Source organism: Mameliella sp. CS4 (genome assembly GCF_019392335.1).
Lineage (GTDB): Bacteria > Pseudomonadota > Alphaproteobacteria > Rhodobacterales > Rhodobacteraceae > Antarctobacter.
This window is the reverse complement of sequence record NZ_JAHXRQ010000008.1, coordinates 111599-128188: the sequence shown is the minus strand read 5'-3', so window position 1 is coordinate 128188 and position 16590 is coordinate 111599. Positions and strand designations below refer to the sequence as shown.

Annotated in this window: 16 protein-coding genes and 1 riboswitch; of the genes, 12 read left to right on the top strand and 4 right to left on the bottom strand. The window is 65.8% G+C overall.

Translation table 11 applies throughout. From position 1 onward, the window contains the following. Positions 1 to 148 precede the first annotated feature (148 nt). The 7 genes from KZZ07_RS12030 to KZZ07_RS12000 all read left to right on the top strand — a co-directional run bounded on the left by KZZ07_RS12030 (position 149) and on the right by KZZ07_RS12000 (position 5064). Positions 149 to 697, top strand: coding sequence for a carboxymuconolactone decarboxylase family protein (locus KZZ07_RS12030; protein WP_219514422.1), 549 nt, complete (start codon positions 149 to 151; stop codon positions 695 to 697). Between the two features lie 86 nt (positions 698 to 783). After that, positions 784 to 1248: a nuclear transport factor 2 family protein gene (locus KZZ07_RS12025; RefSeq protein ID WP_219514421.1), complete on the top strand. Its 465-nt coding sequence runs from the start codon at positions 784 to 786 to the stop codon at positions 1246 to 1248. A gap of 11 nt (positions 1249 to 1259) precedes the next feature. After that, the gene (locus tag KZZ07_RS12020; RefSeq protein ID WP_219514420.1) at positions 1260 to 1856 is read left to right on the top strand and encodes a pyridoxamine 5'-phosphate oxidase family protein; all 597 of its coding nucleotides are present in this window, start codon (positions 1260 to 1262) and stop codon (positions 1854 to 1856) included. A 71-nt stretch (positions 1857 to 1927) separates the two neighbouring features. After that, entirely contained in the window at positions 1928 to 3022 is a 1095-nt protein-coding gene (locus KZZ07_RS12015; RefSeq protein WP_219514418.1) for an AraC family transcriptional regulator, read from the top strand. Positions 3023 to 3113: 91 nt separating this feature from the next. Continuing rightward, positions 3114 to 3500: a hypothetical protein gene (locus tag KZZ07_RS12010; RefSeq protein WP_219514416.1), complete on the top strand. Its 387-nt coding sequence runs from the start codon at positions 3114 to 3116 to the stop codon at positions 3498 to 3500. Between the two features lie 178 nt (positions 3501 to 3678). Beyond that, a complete protein-coding gene (locus KZZ07_RS12005; RefSeq protein WP_219514414.1) occupies positions 3679 to 4527 on the top strand; it encodes a cysteine hydrolase family protein in 849 nt (282 codons plus the stop codon). A gap of 54 nt (positions 4528 to 4581) precedes the next feature. Beyond that, positions 4582 to 5064, top strand: coding sequence for a YHS domain-containing (seleno)protein (locus KZZ07_RS12000; RefSeq protein ID WP_219514412.1), 483 nt, complete (start codon positions 4582 to 4584; stop codon positions 5062 to 5064). 118 nt (positions 5065 to 5182) lie between these two features. On the opposite strand, the gene KZZ07_RS11995 is transcribed toward KZZ07_RS12000, so the two are convergent. The 4 genes from KZZ07_RS11995 to KZZ07_RS11980 form a co-directional block, all read right to left on the bottom strand. Continuing rightward, the gene (locus KZZ07_RS11995; protein WP_219514410.1) at positions 5183 to 6130 is read right to left on the bottom strand and encodes a D-ribose ABC transporter substrate-binding protein; all 948 of its coding nucleotides are present in this window, start codon (positions 6128 to 6130) and stop codon (positions 5183 to 5185) included. 102 nt (positions 6131 to 6232) lie between these two features. After that, a complete protein-coding gene (locus tag KZZ07_RS11990) occupies positions 6233 to 7297 on the bottom strand; it encodes an ABC transporter permease (protein ID WP_219514408.1) in 1065 nt (354 codons plus the stop codon). Between the two features lie 16 nt (positions 7298 to 7313). Continuing rightward, on the bottom strand, positions 7314 to 9635 hold the full coding sequence (locus KZZ07_RS11985; RefSeq protein ID WP_219514407.1) for a sugar-binding domain-containing protein: 2322 nt from the start codon (positions 9633 to 9635) through the stop codon (positions 7314 to 7316). Continuing rightward, positions 9635 to 10288, bottom strand: coding sequence for a DUF2291 family protein (locus tag KZZ07_RS11980; RefSeq protein WP_219514406.1), 654 nt, complete (start codon positions 10286 to 10288; stop codon positions 9635 to 9637). The genes KZZ07_RS11985 and KZZ07_RS11980 overlap by 1 nt, the downstream gene beginning before the upstream one ends. Before the next feature lie 409 nt (positions 10289 to 10697). On the opposite strand from KZZ07_RS11980, the gene KZZ07_RS11975 reads away from it, so the two are divergent. The 5 genes from KZZ07_RS11975 (at position 10698) to KZZ07_RS11955 (ending at position 16577) form a co-directional block, all read left to right on the top strand. Continuing rightward, positions 10698 to 12266: an FGGY-family carbohydrate kinase gene (locus KZZ07_RS11975; RefSeq protein ID WP_219514405.1), complete on the top strand. Its 1569-nt coding sequence runs from the start codon at positions 10698 to 10700 to the stop codon at positions 12264 to 12266. Between the two features lie 3 nt (positions 12267 to 12269). Then, positions 12270 to 13778 carry a glycerol-3-phosphate dehydrogenase gene (locus tag KZZ07_RS11970; protein ID WP_219514404.1) on the top strand — a complete coding sequence of 503 codons (1509 nt, stop codon included), beginning with the start codon at positions 12270 to 12272 and terminating at the stop codon, positions 13776 to 13778. A gap of 1 nt (position 13779) precedes the next feature. Beyond that, positions 13780 to 14712 (top strand): TIM barrel protein, encoded by a 933-nt coding sequence (locus KZZ07_RS11965; protein ID WP_219514403.1) that lies wholly within the window; start codon positions 13780 to 13782, stop codon positions 14710 to 14712. A gap of 70 nt (positions 14713 to 14782) precedes the next feature. After that, a riboswitch (FMN riboswitch) is annotated at positions 14783 to 14921 on the top strand. A gap of 69 nt (positions 14922 to 14990) precedes the next feature. Further along, positions 14991 to 15428, top strand: coding sequence for a 6,7-dimethyl-8-ribityllumazine synthase (locus tag KZZ07_RS11960; RefSeq protein WP_219514402.1), 438 nt, complete (start codon positions 14991 to 14993; stop codon positions 15426 to 15428). A 9-nt stretch (positions 15429 to 15437) separates the two neighbouring features. Beyond that, positions 15438 to 16577, top strand: a complete 1140-nt coding sequence (locus tag KZZ07_RS11955) for an iron-containing alcohol dehydrogenase (RefSeq protein WP_370631146.1) — start codon at positions 15438 to 15440, stop codon at positions 16575 to 16577. The last annotated feature ends 13 nt before the right edge of the window (positions 16578 to 16590 follow it).

Genomic DNA, 16590 nt, shown 5'->3' with positions numbered 1-16590 from the left:
TCCCGCTTTTTTGGCGATCTTTCAACGTGAAAGATAAACTCCACCGGTTCACAGCTCGGTGATAGGGGTTTGACAAATATACAGACCTGTCTGTTTTATAAGGGGCGCCACAAAGCGCGAACACATGAACCACACCAAGAGAGATCCCATGACACGTATCCCCCTTCCGGCCACCATCGACGACGCCCCCATCGCCTCGCGCCCGCTGCTCGAGGCGGTCAAGGCTTCGCTCGGCTCCGCGCCCAACCTGTTTCGCCTCACGGCCAACAGCCCCGCCGCGCTCGGCGGCTACCTGGAACTGAACGGCGCCCTGTCGAAAGGCGACCTGCCCGCCGCAACGCGCGAACGTATCGCCCTGGCCGTCGCGCAGGTGAATGGCTGCGACTATTGCCTGTCCGCCCATGCCTTCATTGGCAAGAACATGGTCAAGCTCGACGACGCCGAAATCGCGGCCAACCGCCGGGGTGGCTCGACCGACCCCAAGGCAGATGCCGCCGTCCGCTTTGCCGTGTCGCTGGTCAAGGCGCGCGGCAACGTGACCGAGGCCGAGGTCTCTGCCGTCAAGCTGGCCGGCTACAGTGACGCACAGATCGTCGAGATCGTGGCCCATGTCGCGCTGAACACGCTGACCAACTACATCAACGAGGCCTTCGGCACCCCGATCGACTTTCCGGTCGTGAGTTCTGCCGCCGCCTGATCCCCCAGGTCCCCCCGGGGCGTCCCGGCACACTCCCTGTCCCCCCTCCACCGCCGGGGCGCCCACCTATCCCCAAGGAACCCAAGATGACCCGTCCGCCGATCCCCCCGTTCGACAAAGACAGCGCAGTGCACAAGGTCCGCATGGCCGAGGATGCCTGGAACACCCGCCAGCCCGAGAAGGTCGCGCTGGCCTATACGCCCGACAGCCAATGGCGCAACCGCGACGAGCGCTTCCAGGGCCGCGACCGCATCGTCGATTTCCTGTCGCGCAAATGGGCGCGTGAGCATGACTATCGCCTGATCAAGGAACTCTGGGCCCAGGACGGCAACCGCATCGCCGTGCGTTTCGCCTATGAGTATCGCGACGACAACGGCGCGTGGTTTCGCGCCTACGGCAACGAGAACTGGGAGTTCGCCGCCGATGGCCGGATGCAGCGACGCGTCGCCTCGATCAACGACCTGCCGATCCGAGAAGACGAACGCCTGATGCACTGGCCACAGGGGCCGCGCCCGCAGGATCACCCCGGCCTGACCGACCTGGGCCTCTGAGGAGAGAGATCATGCCCAATGCCTATGCCCAGATCGCCTTTACACCCACCGTGCGTGCCGAACAGCACCAGCACGGATCGGCAGAGATTTACGCGCGCGTCCTGTCCCCCGACCGCAACGATGGTGCCGCACTGACCGAACGCGAGGCCGCCTTCATCGAGGCCCGCGACGGCGTGTTCCAGGCCACAGTGTCCGAGACCGGCTGGCCCTATGTCCAGTTTCGCGGCGGCACGCCCGGATTTCTCAAGGTGATCGACCCGCAGACCGTCGCCTATGCGGATTACAGCGGGAACAAGCAGTACATCAGCACCGGCAACCTCCGCCGGAATGACCGCATCTCGATCCTTGCGGTGGACTTCGCGCGGCGCAAGCGGCTCAAGCTGCTGGGTCATGCCCGGATCACCGAAGATCCGTCGGTGATCGCCCACCTGAACCGGCCGGACGCGCCGGTTGCCGAACGCGCAATCGTGATCCACGTGGCGGCCTTCGACTGGAACTGCCCCCAGCACATCCCGGTGCGCCGCACCGACGCCGAATACGGCGAGGAAATCCGCCGCCTGCGCGAACGGATCGCCGAACTCGAGCAACAGCGTTTCACCAGGGCCTGACCCGCCCGACGCCGCCCCCGGAGATGATCCGGGGGCGGTTTTCATTTACCTGCAAAGAATTGGAGCCTGCCATGCCCACCGTCACTGCAGCCTTTGTCCACGCCATCACCGCAGCCGCCAACCTGACACTGACCGCAAACGGAGAAATCCTGTCCGGCGGGGTCGCTGTCCACCGGGTGGCGCCACTCCACGATGGTCAACTGGACGACCAGAGTTTTTTCGACCTCATCTGTTGGATCGCACGGCGCCATCCCGACCGCGTGGCCCTGATGGCTGCCTATGCCGATGCGATCCGAATGGATGACCTCGGCGTTCTGGGCCTCGCGCTCAAGACCGCGCCGACTCTGCGTGCCTCGCTGGTGCGGTTGGAACGCTACTTTCGCCTGCTTACGGATACGGCTGTCTACCGGCTGGACACCAGCGAAACACCTGTGCGGCTGGTGCTCGAAGGTCGGACTCAGGATCACCCGGCACTGACGCTGCGCAACGAATGCGCGCTTGCCGGCTTTGCCCGCAACGCGCGGGACTTTGTCCGTGACGGGCTGACACCGGAATTTGTCACCTTCCGGCATACCTGTTCCGGCGATCCCGCCCGCTACGAGGCGCATTTCGGCTGCCCCGTGATCTTTGGCGCGGACCGGGATTCCATCGCCCTGTCGTCTCGGTCGCTGGACCTTCCCAACCGCCTCGGGGACGAGGCTCTGTCGGACTTCCTGACCCGGCACCTGGATCAGGAATTGGGTCCCGTGGAACAGGAACCGCCCCTGCGCGCGGACCTCTGCCGCCGCTTGTCCACCGCGCTCAGCACCGGGATTCCGCGCGCCGCCTCCCTGGCGCGCGACATGGGGATGAGCGAACGGACCTTCTTTCGTCGCCTGTCGGACGAAGGCACCACCTATCGTGACGTGGTCCGCGAGGTGCAGGTCAAACTGGCCCGCGACCTGCTGGAGCACAGCGACTGCAGCATCGCCGAGGTCGCCTTTCTGACCGGCTTCGCCGAGCAAAGCGCCTTTGGCCGTGCCTTCAAGCGCTGGGTCGGACAGGCCCCGGCGCAGTATCGCAACAGGGCTTGCGACGTGCCGCGCCTGCCCCAGGGCGCGGTCATGGCAGGGACTGCCCAAAGGCTGGCAGGCGGGGCCGATACGGTCAGGGCCGGGACGGTTTAATCTCATTACATCAACAGGATGAGGCGCCGTCCCTCATCACGGAAAATCGGGGCCAGCGCCCCGGGCAACGCCAAAACGAAAGGCCCAAGACATGGAACTGACCTCCGCACCGGCCCGCCCGGGTCCCGACGCACCGCGCCATTGCCGCGTAACCATCGTACATGCTCCGCAAAGCGCGCCCTGGATACGCGGCATGCGCGAGATGGTCTCGCTCCTGATCGCGGCACTGGCCGGAGCCCTGGCCACCGGCGGCCTCGCCACGCTGATCATGATGTCCGCTCCGGCCTATGCCGGCAGCCCGCCCGAAAGCCACGCCCCCGCCAATCCGCAACTCCTGGTCCGCCTCCCGCGAGAGGCGGATGAGCCGGACTCGCACGCCGCGCGCGTTTTTCCCGAGGACCTTGCCCCGCTGCCCGGCCCGCAAGCCCTGACGCCCCCGCCGGTCTGCACCTGCACCCTGCCGCCGGCGGTGGACTGACCCCATTCCCGCGCTGCCCCTCCCGGCAGCCCGGCCCCCAAGGACAGCGAAAGACACACGGACCAACGCGGCACACCAAAGGCCGCGACCGGCACCGCCATGCGGCGCACCCGCTTTCGCAGCCCTGGCAGCGCAGCCGCGCTGTCCCCACCCCGCTCTGACCCAAAGGAGAGAGACCATGAAACACGACGATCACGAGAACTGCGGTTGCAACGTCACGCCTGAACAGGTGGACACCGCACGCCGCCGCCTGTTGGCGGGCGCTGCCGCCACGGGCGCCGCTGCCATCGCCGGCTCGGCGGCCCATGCCGCCACGCCGGACGCCCGCGCGCTTTATGCCGACCCGGCCGATCCCGGCCTGCCGCAGATCGACATGGAGATCACGCCCGGCCGCACCGCGTTGGTGGTGACAGACCCGCAGATCGACTTTCTGTCCGAGGACGGCGTGACCTGGGGCGTCGTGGGCGAAAGCGTGACCGAACAGGGCACCGTCGACAACATCGAGCGCCTCTTTGCCGCCGCCAAGGCCGCCGGCATGCCAGTCTTCATCTCGCCCCACTATTACTATCCGCATGACCACAAGTGGCAGTTCGAAGGCACGCTGGAAAAGACCATGCACGCCATCGGCATGTTCGACCGCCCCGACGCCCTGTCGCTGGACGGGTTCGAAGGCTCCGGTGCCGACTGGATGCCGCAGTACAAGAAGTACATCGAGGACGGCGAAACCATCGTCTGTTCGCCTCACAAGGTCTATGGCCCGGCACAGAACGATCTGAACCTGCAGCTGCGCAAGCGCGGCATCGACAAGGTCATTCTTGCCGGCATGTCGGCCAATCTCTGCACCCAGGCCCATCTCTACGAGCTCTTGGAACTGGGTTACGAGGTCGCCGTGGTGCGGGACGCCACCGCCGGGGCCAAGGTGCCCGAGGGCGACGGCTACCTCGCCGCCATCATCAATTTCCGAATGGTTGCCAACGGCGTCTGGTGGACAGACGACGCTGTGACCCGCATCGCTCGCGGCGCGTAAGCGGCGCAGCACACTTCCCCCCCTGAAAACTCCCTGAAAACAAGGACCAAGACCATGACCAAACTGACCTTTGCCGCCGCCGTTTCCGCATCTCTGATCGCGCTTGCCTCGGCCGCCTTTGCCGCCGACGAATACAACGTGTCGAACGGCCTGACCCTGACCGGCAACCCGCTGGGCATGCACGGCTTTGACCCGGTGTCGATGTTTGAGGCCGACGCGCCTGAAATCGGTGACGCGGAATTCACCTCGGAGCACGACGGCGTCGACTACTACTTTGCCAATGCCGAGACCAAGGCCGCCTTCGACGCCGATCCGGCAGCGATGCTTCCCCAGTTCGGCGGCTTCTGCGCCTTCGGCGTCTACGTCGGCAAGAAACTGGACGGCGACGTGCGCTATGCCGACATCTTCGACGGCAAACTGTATCTCTTCGTCAACAAGGCCATCTTCGAGAAGTACCTGGAAGACCGCGAAAACGTGATCTCCGGCGCCTTCGCCAAGTGGCCCGACATCATGGAAACCCCGGTCGGCGATCTCTGATCCACCCCCTCTGCGAACAGGCCGGGCCGCGGGACATCCCCGCGGCCCGTGTTGACCATCCCCGCACAAAAAAGGGCGCGCCCGAAGGCGCGCCCCCTTGGTCAGTCCCGGGCCGGGATCACTCGGAAAGAGTGAAGGGCGCGGTGTACTTGTCGACATTGTCCGGGGTGATCAGGGCGCAGTCGAACAGCTGCTTTTCCTGGGCCACTTTCGGCTCGCCGTTCTTGATGTAGTAATCCGCCTGGATCACGGCCTCACGCGCGAAGACGGCGACCGGCTGCAGCACGGTATAGGCCATTTCGCCCGCGCGTACCGCTTCGACCGCATCGGGCGACCCGTCGAAACCGCCGACGATGGTGCCTTCAAGCTTGCCGGCTTCCTTCAGCGCGACGATGGCCCCCAGCGCCATTTCGTCGTTGCCCGAGATGACAGCGTCGATGACCGGGTTCGCCTGGATGATCGACTGCATCTTGGTATAGCCTTGGGTCCGGTCCCAGTTGGCCACTTCCTGCGCGACCTTCTCAAGACCCGGATACTGGCTCAGCACGGTGTTGTACCCGTTCGAGCGGGTGGCGGCGTTGTTGTCGGCCGGGTTGCCGAAGAATTCGACATACTTGGCCTCGTCACCGACCAGCTCCTGCCAGGCCACGGCGCCCAGCGCGGCACCCTGGGCGTTGTTCGAAACCAGCTGCGCGATGGCGATACCGGATTCGTTGATCTCGGCATTCACGAGGAAGACCGGGATGCCGGCCTCGGTCGCCTTGCGCACCACGCCGACAGAGCCGTCCGCGTTGGCCGGGTCAAGGATGATCGCCTTGGCGCCATTGGTGATGGCCGCGTCGATCAGGTTGGATTCCACGTTGGTGTCGCCCTTGTGCGCCGCAACGGTGGCCTCGTAGCCCAGTTCCTCTGCGGTTGCCTTGGCGACCTCGCCTTCGGTGAACCAGTAGGGGTTCGCCGGGTCGGTCACGATGATGGAGATCAGGCCCTCGGCCCAGGCCGAGCCTGCCATCAGGGGCAGCGAAGCGGCGGCGGCCAGCAGGGCGCGTTTGGTGAACTTGATCATGAGAATTCTCTCCCTTGGGTTGGTTGTTGCCGGTGGTCCGGCGGGACTTCGCGTCGGGTCTCCTCTTGCCCGAGAAACCGCGAAATTTGGGTTGGGGCGGGCCTAGCCTTTCTTGGCCTTGCCCCCGTATTGGATGGAGTTCAGCATCACGGCGAGGACGATGACCGCGCCGGTAAAGACGGTCTGCCAGTAGGACGACACGCCGATGATCACGAGGCCGTCCGACAGGAAGCCGATGACGAAGGCGCCCAGCAGCGTGCCGCGCACGGTGCCCCGCCCGCCCATCAGGCTGGCGCCGCCCACCACGACCGCAGCGATGGCCGTCAGTTCGTAGGTGGTGCCCGCGGTGGGGCCGGCTGAGGTCAGCTGCGAGCTGAGAACCAGGCCCGCGATGGCGGCACACATGCCCGACAGGACGTAGACGGTGATCTGCACCTTCTTGACCGGCACGCCAGACAGTTCGGCGGCGCGTTCGTTGCCACCCGAGGAATACAGCCAGCGGCCAAAGGCTGTGCGCGACAACATCAGACCGGCAGCGATGGCGACCACGGCCAGGATGATGACCCCGATCGGCACGCCGCCGATGCGGTTGAAGCCCAGCCAGTCAAAGCCGGTGTTGCCCAGGCTCTCGTTGCCGGACAGGTTGTTGAAGGTCAGGCCGTTGGTCATCAGCAGCGCGACACCGCGCGCCACGTAGAGCGAGCCCAGCGTGGCCACGAAGGCCGGCACCCGGAAATAGGCAACCAGCACGCCGTTGACCGCGCCGACGAAGGCGCCCAGGCCCAGCGTCAGGACCACGACGGCCCAGACCGGCGGGTAGAGGATCACCCCGGCCGCTTCCAGCTCGACCCCTTGCATCAGGAACCCGGCGAAAACCCCGGTCAGGCCCAGGACAGAGCCGACCGACAGGTCGATCCCGCCATTCAGGATCACCAGCATCATGCCGACGGACAACAGCCCGAAAATGGCGACATGGTTGGCCATGATGAGAAAGTTCGAGACGGTCGCGTAGTTCGGCGACAGGATCGAAAAGATGATGATGATCGCGATCAGCGCAAAGAAGGCACGGCCTTCCAGCAGGATCTGAACGAGGTTGGCATTCTCGCCAAAGATCGAGGCGACCAGCCCGCCGGACCCCTGCTTCTTGTTGGTGGTGACATCGGTCATGTCGGCGATCTCCAGTTCAGTGCTGCGCCGTGTCGGGTTTGTCCATGTCGACAATTGCCCGGGCTGTGTGTTCGTCGATGATCAACCCGCTGAGCAAGCCGCTTTCGAGCACGGCCTTGATCGCGTGGATCTTGATTTCGCCCCCGGCCACGGCAACGATGCGGCGGCCTTTCAACCGGTCCAGCGGCTGAGTCAGGATGCGGTCGGTAATCTCGCTGCCCACGGGTTTGCCCCGCTTGTCAAAGAAATGGCCCAGCATCTCTCCGACGCCGCCGGCCTCGGCGATGCCCGCCATTTCCGCCTGCTCGATCATGCCCGTCGTGACCAGTTCCGCCTGCGCCCCGGTGGTGCCGATGCCAACGATCATCAGATCGGCCTGCGCGGCCAGGTCGGCGGCCCTCTGCGCGGCCTTCTGGCCCAGCAGCACGTCGCGATCCGCGGTGGAATTGGCGATAAAGGGAACGGGCATCGAGGCCGCCTCGGCCCCGGTCTTGTCAGCCAGGCGGGTGACGACCGCGTGCGGGTTCATGTCCGCGCCGGTGGTCAACGCCCCCATCAGCGAGACGACCCGCAGGTTCGGCGCCGATTGCGGGGGCAGGTTCTCGACGCAGGACAACAACGTCCGGCCGTGCCCAACCCCGATGACACCAACCTTGCCCTTAGCGATGACGGAGGCCAGGAAGCTGCCCCCCGCCGCGCCAAGCGGGCCAAGCGCCAGGTCTTCCTGGTGCAGGTCGGTGACGACCTCGCAATGGTCCAGCCCGAAGGCGGCCGTCAGGCTTTGCTGCAGGTCTACCTCACCAGAGGCGGCCATGATCTGTTCCTTGGTGGCGTCCGGCCCGAAGGTGGCAGAGATCTTGCCCTTGTGCATGACGATGATGCGATGCGCGATGGACAGGCATTCGCTGACCTCGGAGGTGGAATAGACCACAGCCAGCCCGTCTTTCGCGCCCTCGGACAGCAGGCGGAACACCTCTGCCTTGGCGCCGATGTCGATGCCGCGGCTGGGTTCGTCCAGCAGCACGACCGACGGTTTGGTGGCCAGCATCTTGCCGATTACGACTTTCTGCTGGTTTCCGCCGGACAGCGAGCCGATGGCCGCGCCGCCGCCGTCGGTCTTGATCGTGACCTCGCGGATGGACCGTTCGATGATCTCCTGCTCATCGGCCTTCGACGTCAGCAGGCGCCGGGTAAAGGCCCCGATCGATGCCAGCGAGAGGTTCTGGCCGACGGTCATGGTCTGCACCAGTCCGTCACGCTGGCGATCCTCGGGCGTCAGCACAAGGCCCGCCTCGATCCGCTGGGCAATGGTCATCCCCGCCAGGTCACGCCCGTGCAGGCGGACCGTTCCGCCCGAAGCCGGCAGGCGGCCCGCCACGCATTCCATCAGCTCGGTGCGCCCGGCCCCCATCAGCCCGTAGATGCAGACGATCTCGCCCTGACGCACGTTCAGCGACAGGCGGTCCACGACCGAATAGCCGGACCCGCCCGGTGCGGGCACGCTGAGGCCCTCGATCGACAAGGCGGTGTCGCCAAAGTCATACCCCGTCGGCGGCGAGCCGAGGTCAAAATTCTCGCCCACCATGTTGCGGACGATCCACTCCAGGTCGATTTCCGCGCGGGGGGCATAGGCCGTCATGACACCGTCGCGCAGCACGACCGCATGGTCGGTGATGGTCAACGCCTCTTCAAGGTGGTGCGAGATGTAGACGATAGAAACGCCCCGCGCCTTGAGGTCATGGATGACCTTGAACAGCACCTCGACTTCGGCCGCCGACAAGGCCGAGGTCGGCTCGTCCATGATGAGAATGCGCGAATTGACCGAAAGCGCTCGCGCAATCTCGACGATCTGCTGTTGTCCCAGGCGCAGGTCCTCGACCGGGGTCAGCGGGTCGATATCCTCTTCCAGTTCTTCCATCAGGATGCGGCACTGGCGCTCTTCCTCGGCGAAGTTCACACCGCGCGGCCCCATGATCTCACGTCCCAGAAAGATGTTGTCGCGCACGTTCATATTGGGCGCGAGCGACAGTTCCTGGTGGATGATGGAAATCCCCAGTTCGCGCGCCTCGACGGTTGACCGGATCTCGACCGGTGCCCCGTCCAGCATCAGTTCGCCGGTCGTGGGCATATGCACGCCGGACAGGATCTTCATCAACGTGGACTTGCCCGCGCCGTTTTCACCAAAGAGCGTCGTCACCTGGCCGCGGTGAACATCGAAATTCACCCCCTTCAGCGCGTGGACCGCGCCAAAGCTCTTGGTGACGTCGCGCGCGGCCAGAACCACCTCCACCTTGTCGGGCGTGGTGGTCGGCGTTTCGTCATGCACGGGAACCTTCATCACTGCACCTCAAGCGCGACAGGGGTCACCAGCCAGTTCTTCGGGTTGATCATGGTGAAAGCGCCGGTCACAGAGATTGTCTTGCCCTGCAGCGTGTCGCGGTCGAGGTCGGCCAACACATCCGCCGACATCGCCCGGTTGATGCCTGCGCCCGCGTCCTGGTACTCGATCTGGTTCTTGAAAGCGCCGAACTCGATGTCGCCGACGATGTCGCGCAGCTCTGTCCCGTTGATCGCCGGGCCGGTCTGAACGCGGATCTTGGTACCTTCCGGCATATCCGGCACGTCGATGTTGAAGATGCCGGATTTGCCCTCGCCCACGGTGCCAGTGAATTTGACCGTCATGACCGGGAAGGCCCCCGCCATCGTGCCATAGGCCGCCGTTGCCGCCTTCTTGTCCTCGGCCAGTTCGCGGGCCAGGTCGGCGGCCTCGGGGGCGCGACCGGTCACGACATCGCGGATGCGGGGAAATTCGCCGACGCCAAAGCGATCCGGGTCAAAGGCCTGTTGCCGCAGGTCTTCTTCGCCGCCGATGCTCACGACCTTCGTGTCGAGCGCGATCGCGCCCAGCAACACAACCCCCGCGATAGCGGTGATTACATTCCTGCGCGTGGCCTTGCTGGCGCTGGCAGATGCTGTGCCGGTGGTTGCCATGTCGGGCGTGCCCCCTCTTGCGATTCCTCCCGGCGGACCGGGCTGTTCCGTTTCTTCCTGCCGCACGGCAGGACACTATTTGTGCTGGGAATGGCAACCATCTGAAGTTGCTTTATTCCTCCCCTTTCGCCGCGCCCGGAACTCCTCAATTCCCTGGATGGGCCGACGATTCGTCACCGTGAAACCACCGCGACTGTTTGCGCCAACCATAAGTGAAAAAAATTACGTTGTCTGCAAAAAAAATCACTACGTCGAGATTCTTTGTGTTACACCAAATGCAACCGGACGCAGTGCGGACAGGGGAAAGAGCACTCTGAACACGCGCGGCGCGAACCTGCCCCGGAGGCAGGAAAACACAAGCGTCACAAGGGGGAGGCCGAGGTGACCGACAATGAAAAGGGAGGCGCTGATGTCCGATTCGTCTGACGTGATCATCGGCGTCGATGCGGGCACCTCCGTGATCAAGGCCGTCGCCTTCGATCTTTCGGGCCGCCAGCTGGCCGCATCATCGGTGCGCAACAGGTACACGATGGGCACCGATGGCTCTGCCACCCAGTCCCTGCCGCAGACATGGGCCGATTGCGCCACCGCCCTGCGTGGACTGGCAGACAAGATGCCGGGGCTGGCCCAGCGGACCGCCGCGCTCGCCCTGACGGGTCAGGGCGACGGCACATGGCTGGCAGGCAAGGGCAACGCGGCGGTCAGCGACGCCTGGCTCTGGCTGGATGCGCGAGCAGCGCCCACGGTCCGCCGGCTATCGGCTGGCACGGGTGAGCGCGCGCGGTTCGAGGCGACGGGAACCGGGCTGAACACCTGCCAGCAGGGCAGCCAACTCGCGCATATGGCCGCCACCTGCCCAGAGCTTCTGGACCAGGCCGAGGTGGCCCTGCACTGCAAGGACTGGCTGTTCCTCAACCTGACCGGCGTGCGCGCGACCGATCCTTCGGAGGCGAGCTTTACCTTCGGCGACTTCCGCAACCGGCGCTACAGCGACACGGTGATCTCTGCCCTCGGGCTGCAGGCGCGCCGACACCTCCTGCCGGAGATCATCGACGGTGCGCAGGAAACCCGTCCCCTGACGCCAGAGGCGGCAGAGGCCACCGGGCTGCTCGCGGGAACGCCGGTTTCGCTGGGGTATGTCGACATGGTCATGACCGCCCTTGGCGCGGGCGTGCACACGGGCGACGCCGGAGCGGCCTGCTCGACGGTCGGGTCGACCGGCGTGCACATGCGCGCCGTGACCTCGGACCAGGTCCACCTGAACGCCGAGGGCACGGGCTATGTGATCTGCTTGCCGGTGCCGGACATGGTCACCCAGGTGCAGACCAACATGGCCGCGACGCTGAACATCGACTGGGCTTTGGCCCTGGCCGAGGAGCTGATCGGCGAGTTCGGCAAAGCCCCCTCACATGCCGACCTCGTCGGCCGTATCGACGGCTGGATGGAGCGGTCACAGCCCGGGGCGCTGGTCTATCACCCCTATATCTCCGAGGCCGGAGAGCGCGGCCCCTTCGTCAATGCCGATGCGCGGGCAAGCCTTGTCGGGCTGAACGCCGCGCATCGCTTTCCGGACGTGATCCGTGCCGTGGTCGAGGGCCTCGGGATGGCGGCCCGGGATTGCTATACCGCGATGGGGGACATGCCCCGCGAACTGCGCCTGACCGGCGGCGCGGCGCGCTCTGCCGCCCTGCGCCGTGTCCTTGCGGCCTCGCTGAATACCCCTGTCCGCGTTTCCATGCGCGAGGAGGCCGGCGCCGCCGGCTGTGCCATGATGGCCGCCGTCGCGATCGGCGCCCATGCCGACATGGACGCCTGCATCGCGCAATGGACAACACCCCTGCTGGGCCAGCCCGAGGCGCCCGATCCGGGCCTCGTGCCTGTCTACGACACCCTGTTCACCACCTACCGCCAGGCGCGCGACGGCCTTGCCCCCGTATGGGATGGGCTGGCCGCGGCGCGTGCGGCTGAAGGAGCTTGAGAGATGACAGATATTTCCAAGGTCGACCTCTTCGTGATCGGCGGCGGCATCAACGGCGCGGGCATTGCCCGCGACGCCGCCGGCCGGGGCCTGAGCGTCGTGCTCTGCGAAAAGGACGACCTGGCCGAGGGCACCTCGTCCCGGTCGGGCAAGCTGGTCCACGGTGGTCTGCGCTACCTCGAATACTACGAATTCCGGCTTGTGCGCGAGGCATTGATCGAACGCGAAGTGCTGATGAAGAACGCGCCGCACATTATCTGGCCGATGCGCTTTGTCCTGCCGCACAGCCCCCAGGACCGCCCCGCCTGGCTGGTCCGGCTGGGGCTGTTCCTGTACGACCACCTTGGCGGACGCAAGAAGCTGCCGGGCACCCGGACACTGGATCTGCGCCGCGACCCCGAGGGGGCCGCGATCAAGGACAAGTATACACGCGGCTTCGAATACTCGGACTGCTGGGTGGACGATGCGCGGCTCGTGGTGCTGAACGCCGTCGATGCGGCGGAACGCGGGGCAGAGGTCCTGACTCGCTCACCCTGCGTCTCGGCGCGGCGTGAAAACGGCACCTGGCGGGTGACGACGAAAAACTCCGTCACCGGCGAGACGCGGGAATTCGAGGCCAAGCTGCTGGTCAATGCCGCCGGTCCCTGGGTGACGGACGTGGTGACGCGGGTGGCAGGGTCAAACAGTGCGCGGAACGTACGGCTGGTCAAGGGCAGCCACATCATCGTGCCCAAGTTCTGGAAGGGTGAGAATGCCTACCTGGTCCAGAACCACGACAAGCGCGTGATCTTCATCAACCCCTACGAACGTGACAAGGCGCTAATCGGGACAACCGACATCGCCTATGACGGCCGGGCCGAGGACGTGACCGCCGACGAGAGCGAGGTGCAGTACCTGATCGACGCCGTGAATCGCTACTTCAAGGAAGAGCTGACACGCGACGACGTGGAAACCACCTTTTCCGGCGTGCGGCCCCTGTTTGATGACGGACAGGGCAACCCCTCGGCGGTGACCCGCGACTATGTCTTTGACGTGGACGAGACCGGCGGCGCGCCGCTCCTGAACATCTTTGGCGGCAAGATCACCACTTTCCGCGAACTGGCAGAGCGCGGGATGCACAAGATCGAAAAGTTCTTTCCCAGGATGGGCAGGGACTGGACCGAAAATGCCCCCCTGCCCGGCGGCGACCTGATAAATGCCGACTACGAGCAGTTCCGCAACACGATGAAGCGGGAATACCCTTGGATGCCGCGCGAACTGCGCCGCCACTACGGGCGCTGCTACGGCAGCCGGGTCCGCCAGATCGCCGGCGATGCAACCTCGCTGGAGGGGTTGGGACAGCACTTTGGCGGCCAGCTTTACGAGGCCGAAGTGACCTACCTGGTGACCCACGAATGGGCGCAGACCGCAGAGGACATCCTGTGGCGGCGCACCAAGCATCGCCTGCACATGACCGAGGCGGAACAGGCAGCCTTTGCCGCCTGGTTCGATGCCCGGCAGGAGGCCGCGTGACATGGGCCTGACCCTTTCGCTGAACACCAACCCGCTGGTGAACCGCTTTGCCGAGCCGGACGACCTGATCGACACCATCGCGCGCGATATCCGGATCCGCGACATCCAGCTGACGCATGAGTTCATCAACCCCAGCTGGCCCGCGCCGGTGATCCGGCGGCTGACCCGGCAGATGGGCGCGGCGCTGTCGCGGACAGGCGCCCGGGTGACCAGCGGCATGACCGGGCCCTACGGGCGGCTCAACCACTTTGGCCACCCGGACCGGGACGTGCGCCGGTACTATGTCGACTGGTTCAAGACTTTCGCCGACATCATCGGTGACCTGGGCGGCACATCGGTCGGGACGCAATTCGCGATCTTCACGTTCAAGGATTACGACGACCCCGCGCGGCGCGAGGACCTTTTGCGGATCGCCATCGACTGCTGGGCCGAGGTCGCCGAGCACGCCCAGGGCGCCGGGCTCGACTATGTCTTCTGGGAGCCGATGAGCGTGGGCCGCGAGTTCGGCGAAACCATCGCCGAGTGCATCAGGCTGCAGGACCGGCTGAGCGCCGCCAAGATGGCCGTCCCGATGTGGATGATGGCCGATATCGACCACGGCGACGTGACCTCGCCCAATCCCGATGACACCGATCCCTATGCCTGGGCGCGTGCGGTGCCCAAGGTCAGCCCGATCATCCACATCAAGCAGTCGATGATGGACAAGTCTGGCCACCGCCCGTTCACCGCCGAATTCAACGCCAAGGGCGCGATCCATCCCGATCCGCTGCTGGCCGCCTTTGCCGAGGGCGGCGCCGTCGACAACGAGATCTGCCTTGAGCTGTCGTTCAAGGAGCGCGACCCCAACGACCGCCAGGTGATCCCCCAGATCGCCGAAAGCGTGGCCTTCTGGGCGCCGCATATCGACAGCGGGGCAAACGACCTGAATGTCTGACCGGGGTCGCAGATATCGCGCACCTGTCGCAAAGCTGCTTGCCTTTTCCGCCGCTTGCCGCCAAACCTTGCCGCGTTCTCAGGGCGGGGTGCAATTCCCCACCGGCGGTGATAGCCCGCGAGCGCCTTTCGGAAACACCCGGAAGGGTCCAGCAGACACCGGTGAAATTCCGGGGCCGACGGTAATAGTCCGGATGGAAGAGAACCAGCCGACGGGCCATCCGGCCTGCGCGGATGGCATCGCCTTGGGACCATTTGTGAAACGCAAAGGATGGTTCCATGTCTGAAACACTGAACATCGCCTTCATCAAGGCCCGTTGGCACGCCGATATCGTCGACCAGGCGCTGACCGGGTTCGAACAACGCATCGGAGAGGCCGGGGCGCCCGCCACGGTCACGCCCTTCGACGTGCCCGGCGCCTTCGAGATGCCGCTCTTGGCCAAGAAGCTGGGCCAGAGCGGCAAGTATGACGCCGTGGTCTGCGCCGCGCTGGTTGTCGATGGCGGGCTCTACCGCCATGACTTTGTCGCGCAGGCCGTGGTCGACGGGCTGATGACCGCGCAACTGGAGACCGGCGTCCCGACCTTCTCGGTCTCGCTGACGCCGCATCATTTCCAGCCGACCGAGGAACATATCGGGTTCTTCCGCGACCATTTCGTCAAGAAGGGCGCCGAGGCGGCGGATGCGGTCCTGATGATTGCCAAGCTGGAGGTCTGAGCCATGTCCCTGCCCGCCTTCTCCTTTGCCACGGCCACGGAAATCCGCTTTGGCCGTGGAGAGGCCCGGCGGGCAGTGCCCGACCTGGCCGCAGGCGGACAGCGCATTCTGCTGGTGCAAGGCGGCACCGCGGCGCGGGCCGACTGGCTGTCCGACGCGCTTGAGGCCGAGGGCTGTGCCGTCGAACGCTTTGGCGTCGCGGCAGAGCCGGACCTGGCGATGATCGAGGCTGGCGTGGCCACAGCCCGGACCAGCGGGGCGCAAGTGGTCATCGCCCTGGGCGGTGGTGCTGTCATCGACGCTGGCAAGGCCATTGCCGCCCTCGTCCCCGACTCACGTCCGGTGCTGGACCATCTGGAGGTGGTCGGCAAGGGCCTTCCTCTGGACGCTGCTCCCCTTCCCTTCGCCGCCATTCCGACCACCTCCGGAACCGGCGCCGAAGTCACCCGCAACGCGGTGATCGCCGTGCCCGACGCCCAGCGCAAGGTCAGCCTGCGGGACGCGCGCATGTTGCCCTGGATGGCGATAGTCGATCCCTCGCTGACAGATGGCTGCCCGCGCGGCGTGACCCTCGCCTCGGGGCTGGATGCGGTGACACAGGTGATCGAACCCTATGTCTGCACCCGCGCCAACCCGATGACCGATGCGCTGTGCCGCCCGGCGATTGCCTCGGGTCTGGCAGCGCTGGTGACACTGATGCAGCAAGAGGACCCCGACGCGCGCGACCAGATCGCATGGACCAGCCTGTGCGGCGGTCTTGCGCTGGCCAATGCGGGACTGGGGGCTGTGCACGGCCTTGCCGGTCCGCTGGGCGGCCTGTCCGGCGCGGCGCACGGGGCGATCTGCGGCATCCTGCTGCCGCATGTGCTGGAGGAAAACGCGGCTCGGGCGACAGGCGACACCGCCCGCCGCCTTGCCGACCTGCGCGATGACCTGGGCCGGGTTCTGGATACAGACCCCGCGCGGGCCTTTGCCACGCTGGCCGATTGGTCGCGGCAGGCCGGTCTGCCCGGACTGGACGCGCAGGGCGTGAACGGGGAACAAAGGGCCGAGGCCGCCCGGATGGCGGCCAGCTCTTCGTCGATGAAAGCCAACCCCGTTCCCCTGGACGCCGCGGCGCTGACCGGGATCATGGAGCGGGCGCGCTAGGCGCCGGAGTGTG